This is a genomic window from Breznakia pachnodae, from assembly GCF_030814225.1.
Lineage (GTDB): Bacteria > Bacillota_I > Bacilli_A > Erysipelotrichales > Erysipelotrichaceae > Breznakia > Breznakia pachnodae.
Genome location: NZ_JAUSUR010000001.1, coordinates 458666 through 473700 on the forward strand (window position 1 = coordinate 458666; position 15035 = coordinate 473700).

Here is a 15035-nt window from a genome sequence, read left to right on the forward strand (position 1 = left end):
TATTATTTTTCTCAAAAAGTAACACTTTAAGGAAGTTTAGATACACTTTATGCCCAAAGGATAAAAATGATTTCAGATTAATGATAAAATGTGATTAGGTAATTACACATTGAGGGTTAATTTTATGAGCAACAAGAAAAAACGAAAAAAAGAACTAAAAAAGAAAAAATTTACAAAGAAGAAAAATTCTCTTTTTATCATTATTATGGTTGTGCTTATTGTTGGAAGTTCTCTATCATATGCTGGTGTCAGAGTGTATCAGCAGGAACAAAATGAACGAACTCAAAAAGGTGCAGAATACTATAATAAAGCCCTCGCTGCTTATGAAGAGGGTAAGTTTGAAGACGCCTTAAAACAGATTGATCAGGCACTTCGATATGAGAAAGCAGCAAATTATATTGAACTTAAAGGAGATATTCTGATTGGTCTAAATCGTAGCGAAGAAGCATTAGAAATCTACAAGCGTGCACTAGAAGAAAATGAAACAAATACTAATCTTTTAGTGAAACTGGCAAACTTAGAAATTACCCTTAATAATTATGAATCAGCAATTAATTATTTGTCTAAAATATTGGAGTTAGAAGATAATGATGATGTGCGATTAAGCAGAGCACAGTTATATTTCAATATCGAAGATTATGAAAATGCAGTAGCTGATCTTAATCTGTTATTAGAAAAATCAGAGAATGATTTAGAGCTATTAGTAAGACGTGCTGAGTGTTATCTTAAATTAGGTCAGGATGAACTAGCAAATAAGGATATAGAAAGAATTGCTGCCATTGATCCAAGTTATGTTCAGTTATCACAAGTTCAGGGTGATTATGAAATGCAACAGAATAATTATGAACAAGCAATCACTAAATATACAAATGCCGTAGAAGAAACAAATGATCCAAAAGCATTATTAAAACGCGGAGATGCATATTATCAGTTAGAACAATATCAGAATGCAATTAATGATTACACGGCATATCTTGAAAGTAATCCAAATGATATAGATGCATTGAGTCGATTAAGTTCTTGCTATATTCATTTGGAAAACTATGAATTGGCATACAATACTTTATTAAAATTGCATGAACTGGAACCAAAAAACAATGATTATTTATATCAGTTAGGTTATAGTGCATATATGCGAAAAGACTATGAAAACACAATTACCTATTGGAAAAAATATGAAGATAATGGTGGTAAAGATAAAGAAATATTATTTGTAATTGCGATATGTTACAGTAATATGGAAAACTATGATCAGGCATCAAAATACTATACAAAATGTATAAAAAATAAAGTACAGGAAGGTTCGTCATACTTTAATCGAGGTTCTATTTATCTAAGTAAACAAGAGTATGAAAAAGCATTAGAGGACTTTAAAAAGTCTTATGATTTAAACGAGCAAAAAGATTACTCTCGTTATAATCAGGGACTTGCATATATGAATTTAAATCAGTTTAGAGAATCTACTGCAGCATTTGAAGAAGTAGTAGAGATATCAAGTAATCAAGAATTGATTAATCAGGCAAAAGACTGGTTATCAAGATACTATGTAAAATAGAAAAAAAGTGTTGTCAGGATATAAATCCTTTCAACACTTTTTATTTGTTTTTGCGCTCTAAATATTCTTCATAAGTCCCTAAATAATCATTCAGTTTTTGATTTTCATCAAATGAAATAACTCGATTTGCAACAGTATCTAAAATCTGATAATCATGAGAAGTAAAGATAATGATTCCATCAAATTTAATAAGTGCATCATTTAGTGCAGTAATTGATTCCATATCTAAATGGTTAGTAGGATCATCAAATATTAATACATTTGCACCTTGAATCATCATTTTTGAAAGCATACAACGTACTTTCTCACCACCAGACAAGACATTTACTTTCTTTAAGGCATCTTCTCCAGAAAATAACATTCTTCCTAAGAATCCTCTTACAAACGCTTCATCTTTATCTTCTGAGTATTGAGTTAGCCAATCTACAATTCGCATATCATTATCAAAGTGTTTTTCAAAATCCTTTTCAAAGTATGCAAGTTGAACACTACTTCCCCAGTGTATATGATCTGGATCATCTGCATAATTTTCAGCGATTGCATCTAAGAAAATTGTATTTAATAATTCTTGGTCTCCTACAAGTGCAACTTTATTATATGCTTTATCCATTGTTAGTGTAATTGGTTTTGTAGTAGTTCCTTCACTTGTTGTAACGATTAAATCATCCAATGTAAGAATTGAGTTCCCTACTGGTCTTTGTGATTTAAAATCAATAAATGGATATCTACGATTACTTGGTTTAATATCTTCTAATGAGATCTTCTTTAATGCTTGTTTTCTTGACGTTGCCTGTTTTGACTTTGAAGCATTGGCACTGAAACGATCAATAAAATCTTGAAGTTCTTTCATTCTGTCTTCTTTTTTCTTATTTGCATCTTTTAATTGTTTTTGAATCAGTTGACTTGATTCATACCAGAAATCATAGTTTCCAGCGAATAACTGAATCTTACCATAATCAATATCTGCAATTACAGTACATGTCTTATTGATAAAATGACGATCATGGGAAACAATAATAACCGTACTATCTAGATTAATTAAGAATTCTTCTAACCAACGAATTGCATCAATATCCAAGTGGTTGGTAGGCTCATCTAAAAGTAATACATCAGGGTTTCCAAATAACGCCTGTGCAAGTAATACTTTTACTTTATCATTACCTTCCAGTTCCTTCATAAGTGAATCATGAAATTCAGTAGTAATACCTAATCCCTGCAGCAAAATTGCTGCATCAGCTTCGGCATTCCAACCATCCATATCAGCAAACGCTTCTTCTAATTCCCCAGCACGAATTCCATCCGCTTCACTGAAGTCAGCTTTTGCATACAATGCATCTTTCTCTTTCATGACATCATATAATTTTTCATTTCCCATAATAACGGTCTCTAATACAGGTTTATCATCAAATTGGAAATGATCCTGTTTCAAGAAAGAAAGACGTTGTCCTTTATCAAGACTTACGTTTCCTTTGGTTGGTTCTAACTCTTTTGATAACAGTTTCAAAAAAGTGGATTTACCAGCACCATTGGCACCAATTACCCCATAACAATTATCTTCTACAAAATTTATATTTACATTATCAAATAATGGTCTCCCATCAAAATGTAATGACAAATCAATTACTTTCAACATGCTATTTCTCCTTTACACGCAATGATAGTATTATAGCATAAACCAACCTATAAATCGAAACTATTTTCGATATAGAAAAAGCAAATATATTCATCTAAGATTACATTTGCTTTATTAATTATTTTATTGTGATAAGAAAATTGAAACATAGAATTTATGCTTATCATACTCATATTTCAAAACACCATTGTACTTTTTTAGTATTGCCTGCACGCTGCTGACTCCAATTGCATCCTGTGCATGTTTTGTAGACACTAGTTTTCCTTTTTCTTCAATAACATTTCCATCAAATGTATTATCAATAGAAAAAACTAACGAATGATTATCCTGTCTCCCCCTTACATAAATCAATCGGTTTTCTTCACTGACCAGCTTACTTGCCTGAATTGCATTCTCAATACAGTTTCCTAAAATAATACTAATATCAGCAACTGACACCTTAATATCATTTCTGATATCCAGTTTAATATCTATAGGTATCTTCTCAGCTTTTGCCATCCCTGCATAATATCGCATTAATAAATCAATTTCTGTATTCTCACAATATCTTATATTGTCTAAAAAATACTGATTTTGCATATACTCCTGTATATAAGCATTGATTTTCTTATAATCCTGATTTTGTGCAAGAGCATCAATTGCTCGCATATGATGAATAAAGTCATGTTTGATTTTACGAAACTGATCCATCTTCTCAACTAACTGATTATATCCTTGATTATGCAAATGTAACTGCAAATCAAGAATTTGTGCTTCACTCTCTAAAATAATATTTTTTCGATATTGTTGAAGCAGATTAAATGATAAATAATAAGTAGATAAAATACTTATAAAAATTAAAATAAATATAGAAAGTGTTGTACCATTAAATTCCAACGTTCTTGCCATCATAAATGATAATAGTGATATAACCATTAAAATTAAAGGCAACAAGCATAGTTTCTTCCAGGTATCCGAAGTTACAGTAAATGTTGATAATCTCTGCATTACAATTTTAATAAACTTACTGACAAGTGGAAATACTAAAACCGTAATTAATGAAATAATCCATAAATCATTTATACCATTAATGAAACGATCTTCAACTGCTGATGTGTTTACAATCCATGCATGACGTATATAGTTTGAAATTGTGCTCACAATAAGTGCATAATGAATTACTAATAAAATAAAAAATACTTTTTCATAAAATGGACGATTGATGAAACTGTCAATTATCGCAAATGTTATAATCACAATCACAATAAACAAGTAATTTACCATACTGTTATCACTTGTATAAGAGTAAAGTATCATCCCCAAAATTGTAAATACTATTGCACTAACTGCAACTAAAAATACTGCGTGAATAATGGTTTTCCTGTTTACTTGATGAATCGCTTTATATGGCATTAGAATAAGATAACAACATGGTATTGTCTGTATTGCATATGCCAAAAAGAGGCGTAGAGCATTAATTGCCATATTTGATATCGCCTCTTACATCATTAAACAGATAATCATAATAATCATTCTTTAATTTAGAGCGAATCTTTCGATTCATTGAAATTTCTAAATGATTCTTTAAAACTAATACACTTGTTTTTACTTCCAAAATAAAATTATAATTCACAATATAACTTCTCTGAGGTCGTGTAAATAAAGTAGGACTTAATTGTTCATATAATACTTCCAAAGTTGAATAAGAACGTAGCAATCCCTGTTTTGTATGAATCAGTGCCACTTTCCCTTCTTTTTCTATATAAGAAATATGACTCTCTGGAAGAATCACTTCTGAGTGACCAACTTTAATCTTTATCTGTTTTGTATCTTCTATTTTTTGTTGTCGCTTATAACGACGCATTACTTCTTGTATCTGTTTACCATTAATTGGTTTTAGAATGTAATGCAACGCCCTTACTTCAAATGCATCAAGTGCAAATTCATTGCTGCTTGTTAGAAAAACAATATTTACATCCTGATATTCACGTATCTTTCTGGCAATTTCAATTCCATTTTCTTTATCTAAATAAATATCAAGAAATACTAAATCATAATGATCATTTAAAATATCACTAAGCTTTTCTGAATTACGAAAATAATCAATCTCCAAGTGAGTTTGATTTTCTTTTTCATATTGTCGCAGCCCTTCAATCAATACTTTAGCATCTTTCTCCACATCTTCTAATATACAAATTTTCATAAACATACCCCTGTCCATTTCTTTTTGTGTTAGAATTGATGCCCCTCCAGTTCAAATTCATTGTTTAAAATAAAGATAAATAATAATCCTTATCTTTTGAATATACTTATCACCTTATTTATTAACTGTCTTTATTATATCATCCTTTCTTTAAATATCACTCATTTGATTTTATACATTTTCTATTAAATTATAATACATAATTCTTAATTTTATGGAAATGAGTATAGGGTTTCTTTTCTTTTTTTTATTTTATTTTTCTAGGAGTATAGGGTTTTTTGAATATAAAATTAAAAAATACCTTTCAAATTATGAAAAGGTATCTCTTATTTCTACTTATTTTGTTGGTTCCCACTTACAACGAACTGGTGAAACAATCGCTTCATCTTTCTTTAACTCTTTAAATGCTTTATCGATTTCTTTACGATCCATTCCCGTTGCTTTTTCCACTTCTCCAGCACTCATTGGTTTACCAAATTCTTTCATTGCTTCTAATACTTTTGCTTTTGTGTCCATTGTTATTTCCTCCATTATGTTAATCATAGCATAGCATATCCTACAATTAAACTCTATGGATTTGCTTAAGAAAAGCTGGCTAATTGCCAGCTTCAACTTTATTTATTAATAACGCTTTGTACGTATGCTTGAACCTCTTCAGCATTGTCCATTTCCAGACATTTTGCTGCTACGTCTTCCATTTCTTTCTTGCTTAGAGAAGTAATTACTTTTCTAGCTTTCAGAATTGATGAAGCACTCATTGAGAACTCATCTAATCCAAGACCTAATAGGATTGCTGCTGCATCTGGCTCTCCAGCCATTTCTCCACACATACCAGCCCATTTTCCTTCTTTATGAGCTCCATCGATTGTCATTTTAATCAAACGAAGAATTGAAGGGTTGTATGGTTGGTATAAGTAAGATACTTTTTCACTCATACGGTCAGCTGCCATACTGTATTGGATAAGGTCATTTGTTCCAATTGAGAAGAAATCAGCTACTTTCGCAAATTGGTCAGCTAATACTGCTGCTGCTGGAATTTCTACCATCATACCAACTTCGATATCATCTGCAACTTTTACACCTTCTGCAATTAATTCTGCTTTTACTTCTTCAAAGATTGCTTTTGCGTCTTTGAATTCTTGAACAGTCGCGATCATTGGGAACATAATACATAGTTTTCCATAAACTGAAGCACGACATAATGCTCTTAACTGAACCTTGAAGATATCTGTACGGTCTAAACATAGACGAATTGCACGGTATCCTAAGAAAGGGTTCATTTCTTCTGGGAATTCAAAGTAAGGAAGTTTCTTGTCTCCACCAATATCTAGTGTACGAACAACAACTCTTTTTCCTTTCATTCCTTCTAATACTAATTTGTATGCTACAAATTGTTCTTCTTCCGTTGGGAAGTCTTGAGAGTTCATGTAAAGGAATTCTGTACGGTATAATCCAATTCCTTCTCCACCATTATCTAACACACCTTGCACATCATTTGGAGTTCCAATGTTACCAGCTAATTCAACATGGTGTCCATCAGTAGAAATAGATGGTGCATCGATTAATACTTTCAATGCTTCTTTTTCTTCTTCAAATGCAGTACGTTTTACCTCATATTCTTTTACAGTTGCATCATCTGGATTTAAGATAACTTTACCAGCGATTGCATCCATAATAATACTGTCACCGTCATTTGCTGTTTCTAAAATTCCAGCACAACCTACTACTGCAGGAATTTCTAAACTTCTTGCCATAATAGCAGAGTGAGAAGTTCTTCCTCCAATTTCAGTAGCAAATCCTTTTGTGTACTTTTTGTTTAACTGAGCAGTATCAGAAGGTGTTAAATCGTATGCTACGATTACTACTTCTTCATCAATTGTAGTTAAGTCAGGAATTTTCACTCCTAATAGATTTGCTTTTAGACGTACAGTAACATCTTTAATATCTGCTGCTCTTTCACGCATGTAAGCATCATCCATTGATTCGAACATTGAAACATACATGTTAGCAACTGTTTCTGCTGCAAATTCAGCATTACAGTTTTCAGTCGTAATTTGACCTTCTACTGCACCAATAAATTCTGGATCTTGTGCTACCATTAAGTGAGCATCAAACACAGCAAGTTCTTCTGCAGATAGGTTTGCTGCTGCACGCTCTTTGATTAGCTCAATATCTTGTACAGTTTTATCTACTGCACTTTTAAGTTTTGCTACCTCTTCAGCAGCATCTGCGGATTTCTTTTCGATTTCCATTTTTGGCATTTCAAGTTTGTATACTTTTGCAATTGCAATTCCACTTGAAGCCGCTATTCCTTTTAACATACTGGTTCCTCCATACATATTTTACATAAAATTATTATAACAAAGATAAGACCCCTTATCAACGAACAAATTGGAAACCTGTTATATTTTTCACAAGAAAAGCAATAATTTTCCTTTAAAGTTGTAAGGGCTCACAAATTATCCATATAAAGCATGGAGAAATGCATTCATACTGCGCTCTTTACATTCATAAAAAGTCGCATCATCATAAAATTCAATATACCAATTTTTACGATAATGACCTAGATATTCTTTTCTGATAATTTGAATCTGGTAGTCGCATAGTTTACGTAGAGCACAATCTACTTGATGCTTTACTTCAAAGTAATGACTTACCTGATCACCAACCTGAAATACACCGCATATATCTGTATGTAATTCACAACTACGATACATGTTAGCTACCTGTTTGATTAAATTATCTTTCTTTTTAAATTCAATTCTTTCAAAATCCATATTATCACCTATTCATACATAAACAGATAATTGAATTATTCCTAAATAAAAGTATTCATCTTTTACAACGAATACTTCTTTTTCTATTCATTAGGATCAGTTTCCCAGTCCTCTAACTCATTTTCTTCTTTAAAGAAATGTGGTTTTCCATTTTCTCTTACCAGATACATGTTATCATTTGGGTAATAACAGACATCATCACGTTCGACAGAACCAACATCTAAAATTTCAAATACATCATCACTATTATTATAAAACTGATGTGCATTACGCTTTCCAGCTGGCTTTGATATAAAATCACCTTCACTTACTTCATATTCATCACCATTATAGCGCATAAGTCCCTTTCCTTTTAAAATTAGAAAGAACTCTTCCTGTAATGAATGAGCATGATAGCGACAACTATAAAAACCAGGCATAATCTTATCAACATTTATATACAGTTTTTCACTACCTGCTGCATTGCCCAGAAACTTTGTTGTCAACCCGTTTTTGCTTTTCCAGATAAATTCATCTTCTAGCTTATTTATATTATTTATTTTCATCACTTACCTCTTAACGTTATTGTATATTAAAAAACACTATGTTTCCATAGTGTCTTGAGATTATCTCATGTGGTAAGGTTTCACGTAAGCAGGAACACCGTTTTCCATAATTAGGTCTGGTTCACCTTGAATTAATGGTGTGAAGTATTCGTAAGCTTCTTTTGTTAATCCTTTGTAATCTGGAAGAATCCATTCAGCTGGAATGTTCTTAACATGGTTAGCAAATTCGCTAGCTGGTCCTGCAATGTAATCTACATCATATTCAGCACCTTCTTTACGAACTACACCAACTACTTGTCCAGTGAATTCTCCATCAGCACTACGCATATGTCCACTCATTCCTAATTTGAATGCTTCTTCAACATCTACGTATGATTGTAAGTAGTTAGCACAACGTTGTGCAGTACTTAAATCTTGTACTTTTGCACGTGGTGCGATACCAGCGTCCAAAATCATGTTTTTAAGAGCGTTTCCAGCTCCACCTAGTACTGCATGTCCGAAACCGTCATTCTTAGCGTCAGCAGCTGCTAAATAGCTACCATCAGCAAAATGAGCACCTTCACTAACAACAATATAACATTTTCCTTTTGTATCCATACAGTTTTTTACTTGTTTTAAGAAGTTGTCTTGATCAAAGTCTTCTTCTGGTAATACAAGTAAATCTACTTTGTCAGAAATAACACTAGATCCTGCTAACCAACCAGCATCTCTACCCATTGTTTCAAGGATAAATACTTCCGCACGAGTATATACATTGTAGTCTAACCAAGTACTAGTTACTACAGCATTTACAAATTTTGCAGCTGAAGCAAATCCAGGACAGTGGTCAGTAACCATTAAGTCATTATCTACTGTTTTTGGAATTCCAACAAAACGTTTTGCAATTCCATTTTTCTTAGCCCATTGGCTAAGTGCATCAACTGTATCCATTGAGTCATTTCCACCAATGTAGAATAAAACTTCAATATCGAATTGATCCATGATATCTACCAATCTACGGTAATCTGTATCGTCATCTCTTTTTAATTTGTAACGACATGATCCTAACGCTGATGATGGAGTTTGTTTTAATATACGGTTCTCCAATTCACTCATATTTGTTAAGTCATATAGTCTTCCTTCTAAAATACCTTCAATCCCATTTAATCCACCATATACTGTTTCATATACTGGGTTCAATTGGTTTGCCTTAACCACACCTGCTAAAGAAGCATTGATAACGGTAGTAGGTCCACCAGATTGTGCAACTAAACAATTTGCCATGTTTTTACGTACCTCCTATGTAATACATACAGGAGTATTTTACCACAGTAAAATGACCTTTTCCAATAAAACTTGTGAATATTAGAACAAATTAGAATAATTCTTTGACAAGACATTTCATTCACGTTATCCTAATGTATATGAAATTATGGAAACCAACCAATACAATTGAGACAATTCTGTGTATTTTAGCTGTTATTGTTATCCCAGTAACTTCCCTAATTTTAGGGCTTCAGGAGTCTGTGTTGTATGAAAACCTTACCTATATTGGAAACCAGCCACAGTATCGTTTACTATTTCAGATATGGGGTGTTTTAGTTTCTGTAGATTATCTTGTTTCCTTCTATTATCTAACAAGAAAAACAGGAGTTTATGGAAAACGACTGATTCCACTTGCCTGTGTATTAACAATTATGAGTATTTCATCATTCTTTATTCCTTATAATACAGAAATATATCCTATGCTTTCTAACTTACATGTATATGCTTCACTGCTATCAAGTGTCTTTACCATCTTCTTAATTATTTATTATGTATATTTATTTCAGTTTATTCAGCCTGTATATTTTGAAAAATGTTTTCGCTTTATGATAAGCTTTATTATCATTGCAGTTACCTTGTTATTTGTATTAGGGGATATCTCTGGAATCTTAGAGCTCGTAATGTCTATCTTCTTAAGTTTATTTCTATATTATATGATTCGTGCATATGATGTTCACAAAACTTTAACATAAACAGCGTTTAGATTTCATTTCACTTCTGTATGATAATCCCAAGAGGTGATTAATATGAAACAAGATGAACTACTATACTTAGCATTATTATGCATTATCAATAAACCGAAAACAAATAAGGCTTCATCAATCAAAACATCACAAAAGCCTAAGAAAAGTCAAAAGCAACTAAATCCATAATAGTTGCTTTTTTAGTTTATTATAAGTATTCGTTGTATTCTTCCCATAACTCCATCATCGTATTGATTTCATTATGAACCTGATCAATTTCTTCATCAAGTACAGACATCTTCTTAGGATCATGATAATACTCTGGTTCAAAACGAAGTTCACGTAGCTCTTCTAACTTCTCTTCTGCAGTGTTAATCTTCGTCTCCAATTTTGAAATTTCCTTACCATAATTAATATGTTTTGGTTTTTCCTTTTTGTTTGTTGTTGGTGCATTTTCCTGTACCTTTACTTCTTCTTTTTGATTTAATTCTTCATATGTAAGGGCATGATATTCTGCTTTTCCTTCATCAATCGTTAAGATTCCATTAGCAATCTTTGATATAAAATATCGATCATGAGATACAAACAACATCGTACCATCATAATTTAGCAAGGATTCTTCCAGTGCTTCTTTCCCTAAAATATCCAGATGGTTGGTAGGCTCATCAAGTAATAACAGGTTTGGTTTTTGAAGCATCAAATCAACAAATGACAATCGTACCTTTTCTCCACCACTGAGTACTGCAACATCCTTAAAGACATCATCACCAGTAAATAAGAAACTTCCAAGTGCCGTCCTTACCTGAGTACGATTTAGGTCTGGGTATTTATCCCATACAGTTTCTAATACATTTTTTGTGTATTGAAACTGAGCCAAATCCTGATCAAAATAACCAATCTCAATCTGATGACCAAACATAAATGAACCACCTAGTGGTTTTACTTGTCCCATTAAGGTTTTCATGAAGGTACTCTTCCCCTTCCCATTAGGTCCAATAATAGCAATCCTCTGTCCTCGAAGAATATCTAGATTGATTTTACACAGTACCTTATCATATCCTATTTCCAAATCTTGAATCGTTAGTACTTGATTTCCACCTTTGATTCTAGAACGGAAGGTTGGATGAAAAGTTTTTGTATCACTGGTTTCCAGTTCAATCTTATCCATCCGATCCAAATACTTAATTTTTGACTGTGCAAGTTTTGCCTTATTTTTCTTATAACGGAATTTTTCAATGATTCCTTCAATTCGTTCAATCTCTTCCTGTTGATTACGATAGGCACTCTGATTTCGTTCCATTTCTACTTTTTTCGTCTGTACATATGCAGAATAATTTCCTGCATATTTTTTTAATTTATGTCTTTCAAGTTCATAAATTGTAGTTACTACTTCATCCAGAAATGTTCTATCATGGGAAACCATGACTACTGCTTTTGGATAACGTTTTACATATCCTTCTAGCCATTTGATGGTTTCCAAGTCCAAATGATTGGTTGGCTCATCCAACAATAAGATATCTGGTTTACTCAACAACAACTTCACAAACGCAATTCTTGTCTTTTGTCCTCCAGAAAACTCATTTACCTGTTTCTTTAAATCTTCCATCTTAAAGCCAAACTTTGTAAATATATTATGTATTTCACTTTTATAGGTATACCCTCCCAGTATTTCATGCTGGTGCTGGTATTTTCCATATTGTTGTAACACTTCATCGCTATAGTCTTCCTGCATCTGTAGTGTTAACTCTTCCATCTTCTTTTCTAATGTATGTAGTTCTTCAAATATTTGTTCAAATTCTTCTTCAACACTGTGATTTTCGTCAAAGAAAGAAGTCTGAGCCAAATACCCAATACTTATTTTCTTATCTTTATGGATTTCTCCTGAATCCATACTTTCTTCGTTCGCAATAATTTTTAATAATGTTGTTTTCCCACAACCATTTCTACCAACAATTGCTACTTTTTCGTTATCTTTAACTTCAAATGTAATATTACTAAAAATTTCTTGCGCTCCAAAAGATTTATATCCTTTACTTATCTGGTAACGCATAATTTACTCCTTTATTATTCTGTATCTAAATCTAAATATACTGCTATCGAATTCGCTACTGAATCAACAATCGTTTCTTTGCTGTTTTTCCAATATGTTGCATTATCACTATTACTAAAGTAACAGAAATAAATATTCAATGTATTGATTCCATATAAATTGTCTTTGGAAAAAGATGCAGTTCCTTCTTGTGAATTCTCTGAATACATTCCAGCCTGTGTTGCTTTTCCACCTGACTCACGAATGTATAAATCACTATCATATACCTCACGACCATCTATATCTCCAGCATTCACACCAGAACTAATCACACCTTGGGTACTATCACCTGAACGCATATGAATCGTATCTCCCACTAAATTCTTACCTGTATTTTTAGGCAAATCATATCCAATCTGAGATGCTAACATTCCTGTTGAATGAGAGGAATGGAATATATTAAATCCATTCAAGCTTGGTGATGTTTCATCAGATGAGAAACCTAGACGGAAATAGTATTTCGCATTTACTTCATATGCTTTTGCGATCCGTCCATCTTCCCCATAAGTAGATATAACTTCATCTTCGCCTCTAAGAATTAATACTTTTAATCCTTTTTCTTCTAATTTTGTTTTTAATAATTCTGCAGCTATATAACTCTCTGTTGCCTCTGTAAGTCCATTCCCTGAACTTCCTGCAGTACTTCCATAACCACCAGTAATTCCACTGTCATTGGCAGCTGGATCAATTACTACATCATATTCATCTTCTTTAAGTTTTGTTTCACTCACTGAAAGATATGCATATGCATAGTTTGTTGTTACATCATAATCATTCAACAACTTTGTATCTGCCAGCAGTTGAACTTTCTTATTTTTTCCATTTCGAGTAACTGTTGTAGTACTTATATCCACTTCATCACTCATATATAATCTTCGCTCTTTTAAATCCTCTACAATATACATTTCATAAAATCCTGGTTCTAAGTTTCCTAACAGAATCTTACGATCAGCCGCACTATCCATTAAAAATGAATATTCTTCATCACCACAGACACTTTTTAACTTTATTGTTTTCGCATTAAATCCATCACTGTTCTCACCTTTATAAGGGTCCTGATAGATTCCTAAACTTTCTCCATAAAATAAATAGTCCTTTACTTCAGTTACATCTTTATATTCTTTTTCCAATGTAGTTTTTGTTTTTTCACTACTAAAGTCACAGACAGTAAATAATACCTGCTGTTCTTCATTACTCTTATTAATAAAATTCACCAAAAAATACGCAATAAAAATTAATAACACTAAAAGTGGTACTACAATTTTATAGTTTAATTTAAATCGTCTTTTTCTTGGTGTATACGCCATTATGCTTCCTCGCTTGTTAAATTAACATCTACAATATGTTTTGGATGTTGCATCTTTTCTGGTGGATAACTCATATGATTCACCGATACTTCAGCATCCAACAGTGATTTTGGGACTCTTGGAATTGGCAGTTGTGTATCCACAAACTTATGATATTGTAATGGATAAATATCATCCTTCTTATAAACTACAGGATGAAATGGTGAGTTAAATACCCATGACAAATCAAATCCAATCAGAGAACTTCCACGTTCTCTACTTTTTCTAGAGTATCTACGAACAAAACGGACAAAGCGTTTCTTTAAACGATATGGATTGATTCCAAGATTTTCAATCAAGGTCACAACAACCAAATAAAGAGTAGCTTTCAGTCTACACAAGACATCAACCCACTTTCGCTCATCAATATAATCAATTATAAAGACATCAATAAATAAACCATCTCCATCTTTACAACGATTTCTCAACAGTGTATTCGCTTCCTTTACATACGTTCCGCGTTTGCGAAACTTCATTGCTGGAATAAATACATTGTATTCTTTGTGTGTATCAAATGTCTGAAAGTAATAGTTCTCTGTATCCAACTCGGTTTTTACAACGTCTAAAAACCGTAAGTAGTCTTCATATAACATTCCAATATCGGCATCATCATCCCAAGGAATAAATCCTTCATGACGAACTGCCCCAAGACACGACCCACCTACTAAGAAGTAAGGAATATCATGTTTTTGACAGATTTTATCAATATCTTTCAACATTTCCAGTAAAACCATTTGTACATCATGTACGGTAATTTTACTGCCATCACTATTCGTCTTTAATATGTACTCTTTCAAAATAAATCACCTGCTCCTATTATACTAATTTTTCTTTTAAAAAGATACTTCAAATAGTTTATCCTCTTATTTTAGAATTCTTAAACTTATCTACCATTTTATAATAAAAGAACACCTAATAAC

At 32.2% G+C, this 15035-nt stretch carries 14 protein-coding genes; 3 read left to right on the forward strand and 11 right to left on the reverse strand.

Going from position 1 to position 15035, the window contains the following annotated elements; genetic code table 11:
• Positions 1-124: 124 nt before the first annotated feature.
• Positions 125-1555, forward strand: a complete 1431-nt coding sequence (locus tag J2S15_RS02205; protein WP_307405051.1) for a tetratricopeptide repeat protein — start codon at positions 125-127, stop codon at positions 1553-1555.
• Between the two features lie 40 nt (positions 1556-1595).
• On the opposite strand, the gene J2S15_RS02210 is transcribed toward J2S15_RS02205, so the two are convergent.
• From J2S15_RS02210 to J2S15_RS02245, 8 genes are all read right to left on the reverse strand, one after another.
• A complete protein-coding gene (locus J2S15_RS02210) occupies positions 1596-3188 on the reverse strand; it encodes an ABC-F family ATP-binding cassette domain-containing protein (RefSeq protein WP_307405053.1) in 1593 nt (530 codons plus the stop codon).
• Positions 3189-3311: 123 nt separating this feature from the next.
• Positions 3312-4652: a sensor histidine kinase gene (locus J2S15_RS02215; protein WP_307405055.1), complete on the reverse strand. Its 1341-nt coding sequence runs from the start codon at positions 4650-4652 to the stop codon at positions 3312-3314.
• Positions 4642-5370 (reverse strand): LytR/AlgR family response regulator transcription factor, encoded by a 729-nt coding sequence (locus J2S15_RS02220; RefSeq protein WP_307405057.1) that lies wholly within the window; start codon positions 5368-5370, stop codon positions 4642-4644. Before J2S15_RS02220 ends, J2S15_RS02215 begins: the two co-directional genes overlap by 11 nt.
• Before the next feature lie 336 nt (positions 5371-5706).
• Positions 5707-5886, reverse strand: coding sequence for a MarR family transcriptional regulator (locus J2S15_RS02225; protein ID WP_307405059.1), 180 nt, complete (start codon positions 5884-5886; stop codon positions 5707-5709).
• A gap of 98 nt (positions 5887-5984) precedes the next feature.
• Complete coding sequence (gene ptsP / locus J2S15_RS02230; RefSeq protein WP_307405060.1) at positions 5985-7691, reverse strand: phosphoenolpyruvate--protein phosphotransferase; 1707 nt, start codon at positions 7689-7691, stop codon at positions 5985-5987.
• A gap of 138 nt (positions 7692-7829) precedes the next feature.
• Positions 7830-8147 (reverse strand): MG284/MPN403 family protein, encoded by a 318-nt coding sequence (locus tag J2S15_RS02235; RefSeq protein WP_307405062.1) that lies wholly within the window; start codon positions 8145-8147, stop codon positions 7830-7832.
• Positions 8148-8230: 83 nt separating this feature from the next.
• The gene (locus J2S15_RS02240; protein WP_307405064.1) at positions 8231-8692 is read right to left on the reverse strand and encodes a cupin domain-containing protein; all 462 of its coding nucleotides are present in this window, start codon (positions 8690-8692) and stop codon (positions 8231-8233) included.
• Between the two features lie 60 nt (positions 8693-8752).
• Positions 8753-9955, reverse strand: a complete 1203-nt coding sequence (locus J2S15_RS02245) for a 6-phosphofructokinase (protein WP_307405066.1) — start codon at positions 9953-9955, stop codon at positions 8753-8755.
• Between the two features lie 140 nt (positions 9956-10095).
• On the opposite strand from J2S15_RS02245, the gene J2S15_RS02250 reads away from it, so the two are divergent.
• Both J2S15_RS02250 and J2S15_RS02255 read left to right on the forward strand, forming a co-directional pair.
• Positions 10096-10689 carry a hypothetical protein gene (locus J2S15_RS02250; protein WP_307405067.1) on the forward strand — a complete coding sequence of 198 codons (594 nt, stop codon included), beginning with the start codon at positions 10096-10098 and terminating at the stop codon, positions 10687-10689.
• Positions 10690-10743: 54 nt separating this feature from the next.
• Positions 10744-10869 carry a hypothetical protein gene (locus J2S15_RS02255; RefSeq protein WP_307405069.1) on the forward strand — a complete coding sequence of 42 codons (126 nt, stop codon included), beginning with the start codon at positions 10744-10746 and terminating at the stop codon, positions 10867-10869.
• Positions 10870-10888: 19 nt separating this feature from the next.
• Here J2S15_RS02255 and J2S15_RS02260 read toward each other — a convergent pair whose 3' ends face one another.
• Genes J2S15_RS02260 through J2S15_RS02270 form a run of 3 tightly spaced genes read right to left on the reverse strand, consistent with a single transcriptional unit; the run spans position 10889 to position 14912 of the window.
• Positions 10889-12730, reverse strand: coding sequence for an ABC-F family ATP-binding cassette domain-containing protein (locus J2S15_RS02260; RefSeq protein WP_307405071.1), 1842 nt, complete (start codon positions 12728-12730; stop codon positions 10889-10891).
• A gap of 14 nt (positions 12731-12744) precedes the next feature.
• Positions 12745-14076, reverse strand: a complete 1332-nt coding sequence (locus J2S15_RS02265; protein ID WP_307405072.1) for a hypothetical protein — start codon at positions 14074-14076, stop codon at positions 12745-12747.
• Complete coding sequence (locus J2S15_RS02270) at positions 14076-14912, reverse strand: LicD family protein (RefSeq protein ID WP_307405075.1); 837 nt, start codon at positions 14910-14912, stop codon at positions 14076-14078. Before J2S15_RS02270 ends, J2S15_RS02265 begins: the two co-directional genes overlap by 1 nt.
• Positions 14913-15035: the final 123 nt, after the last annotated feature.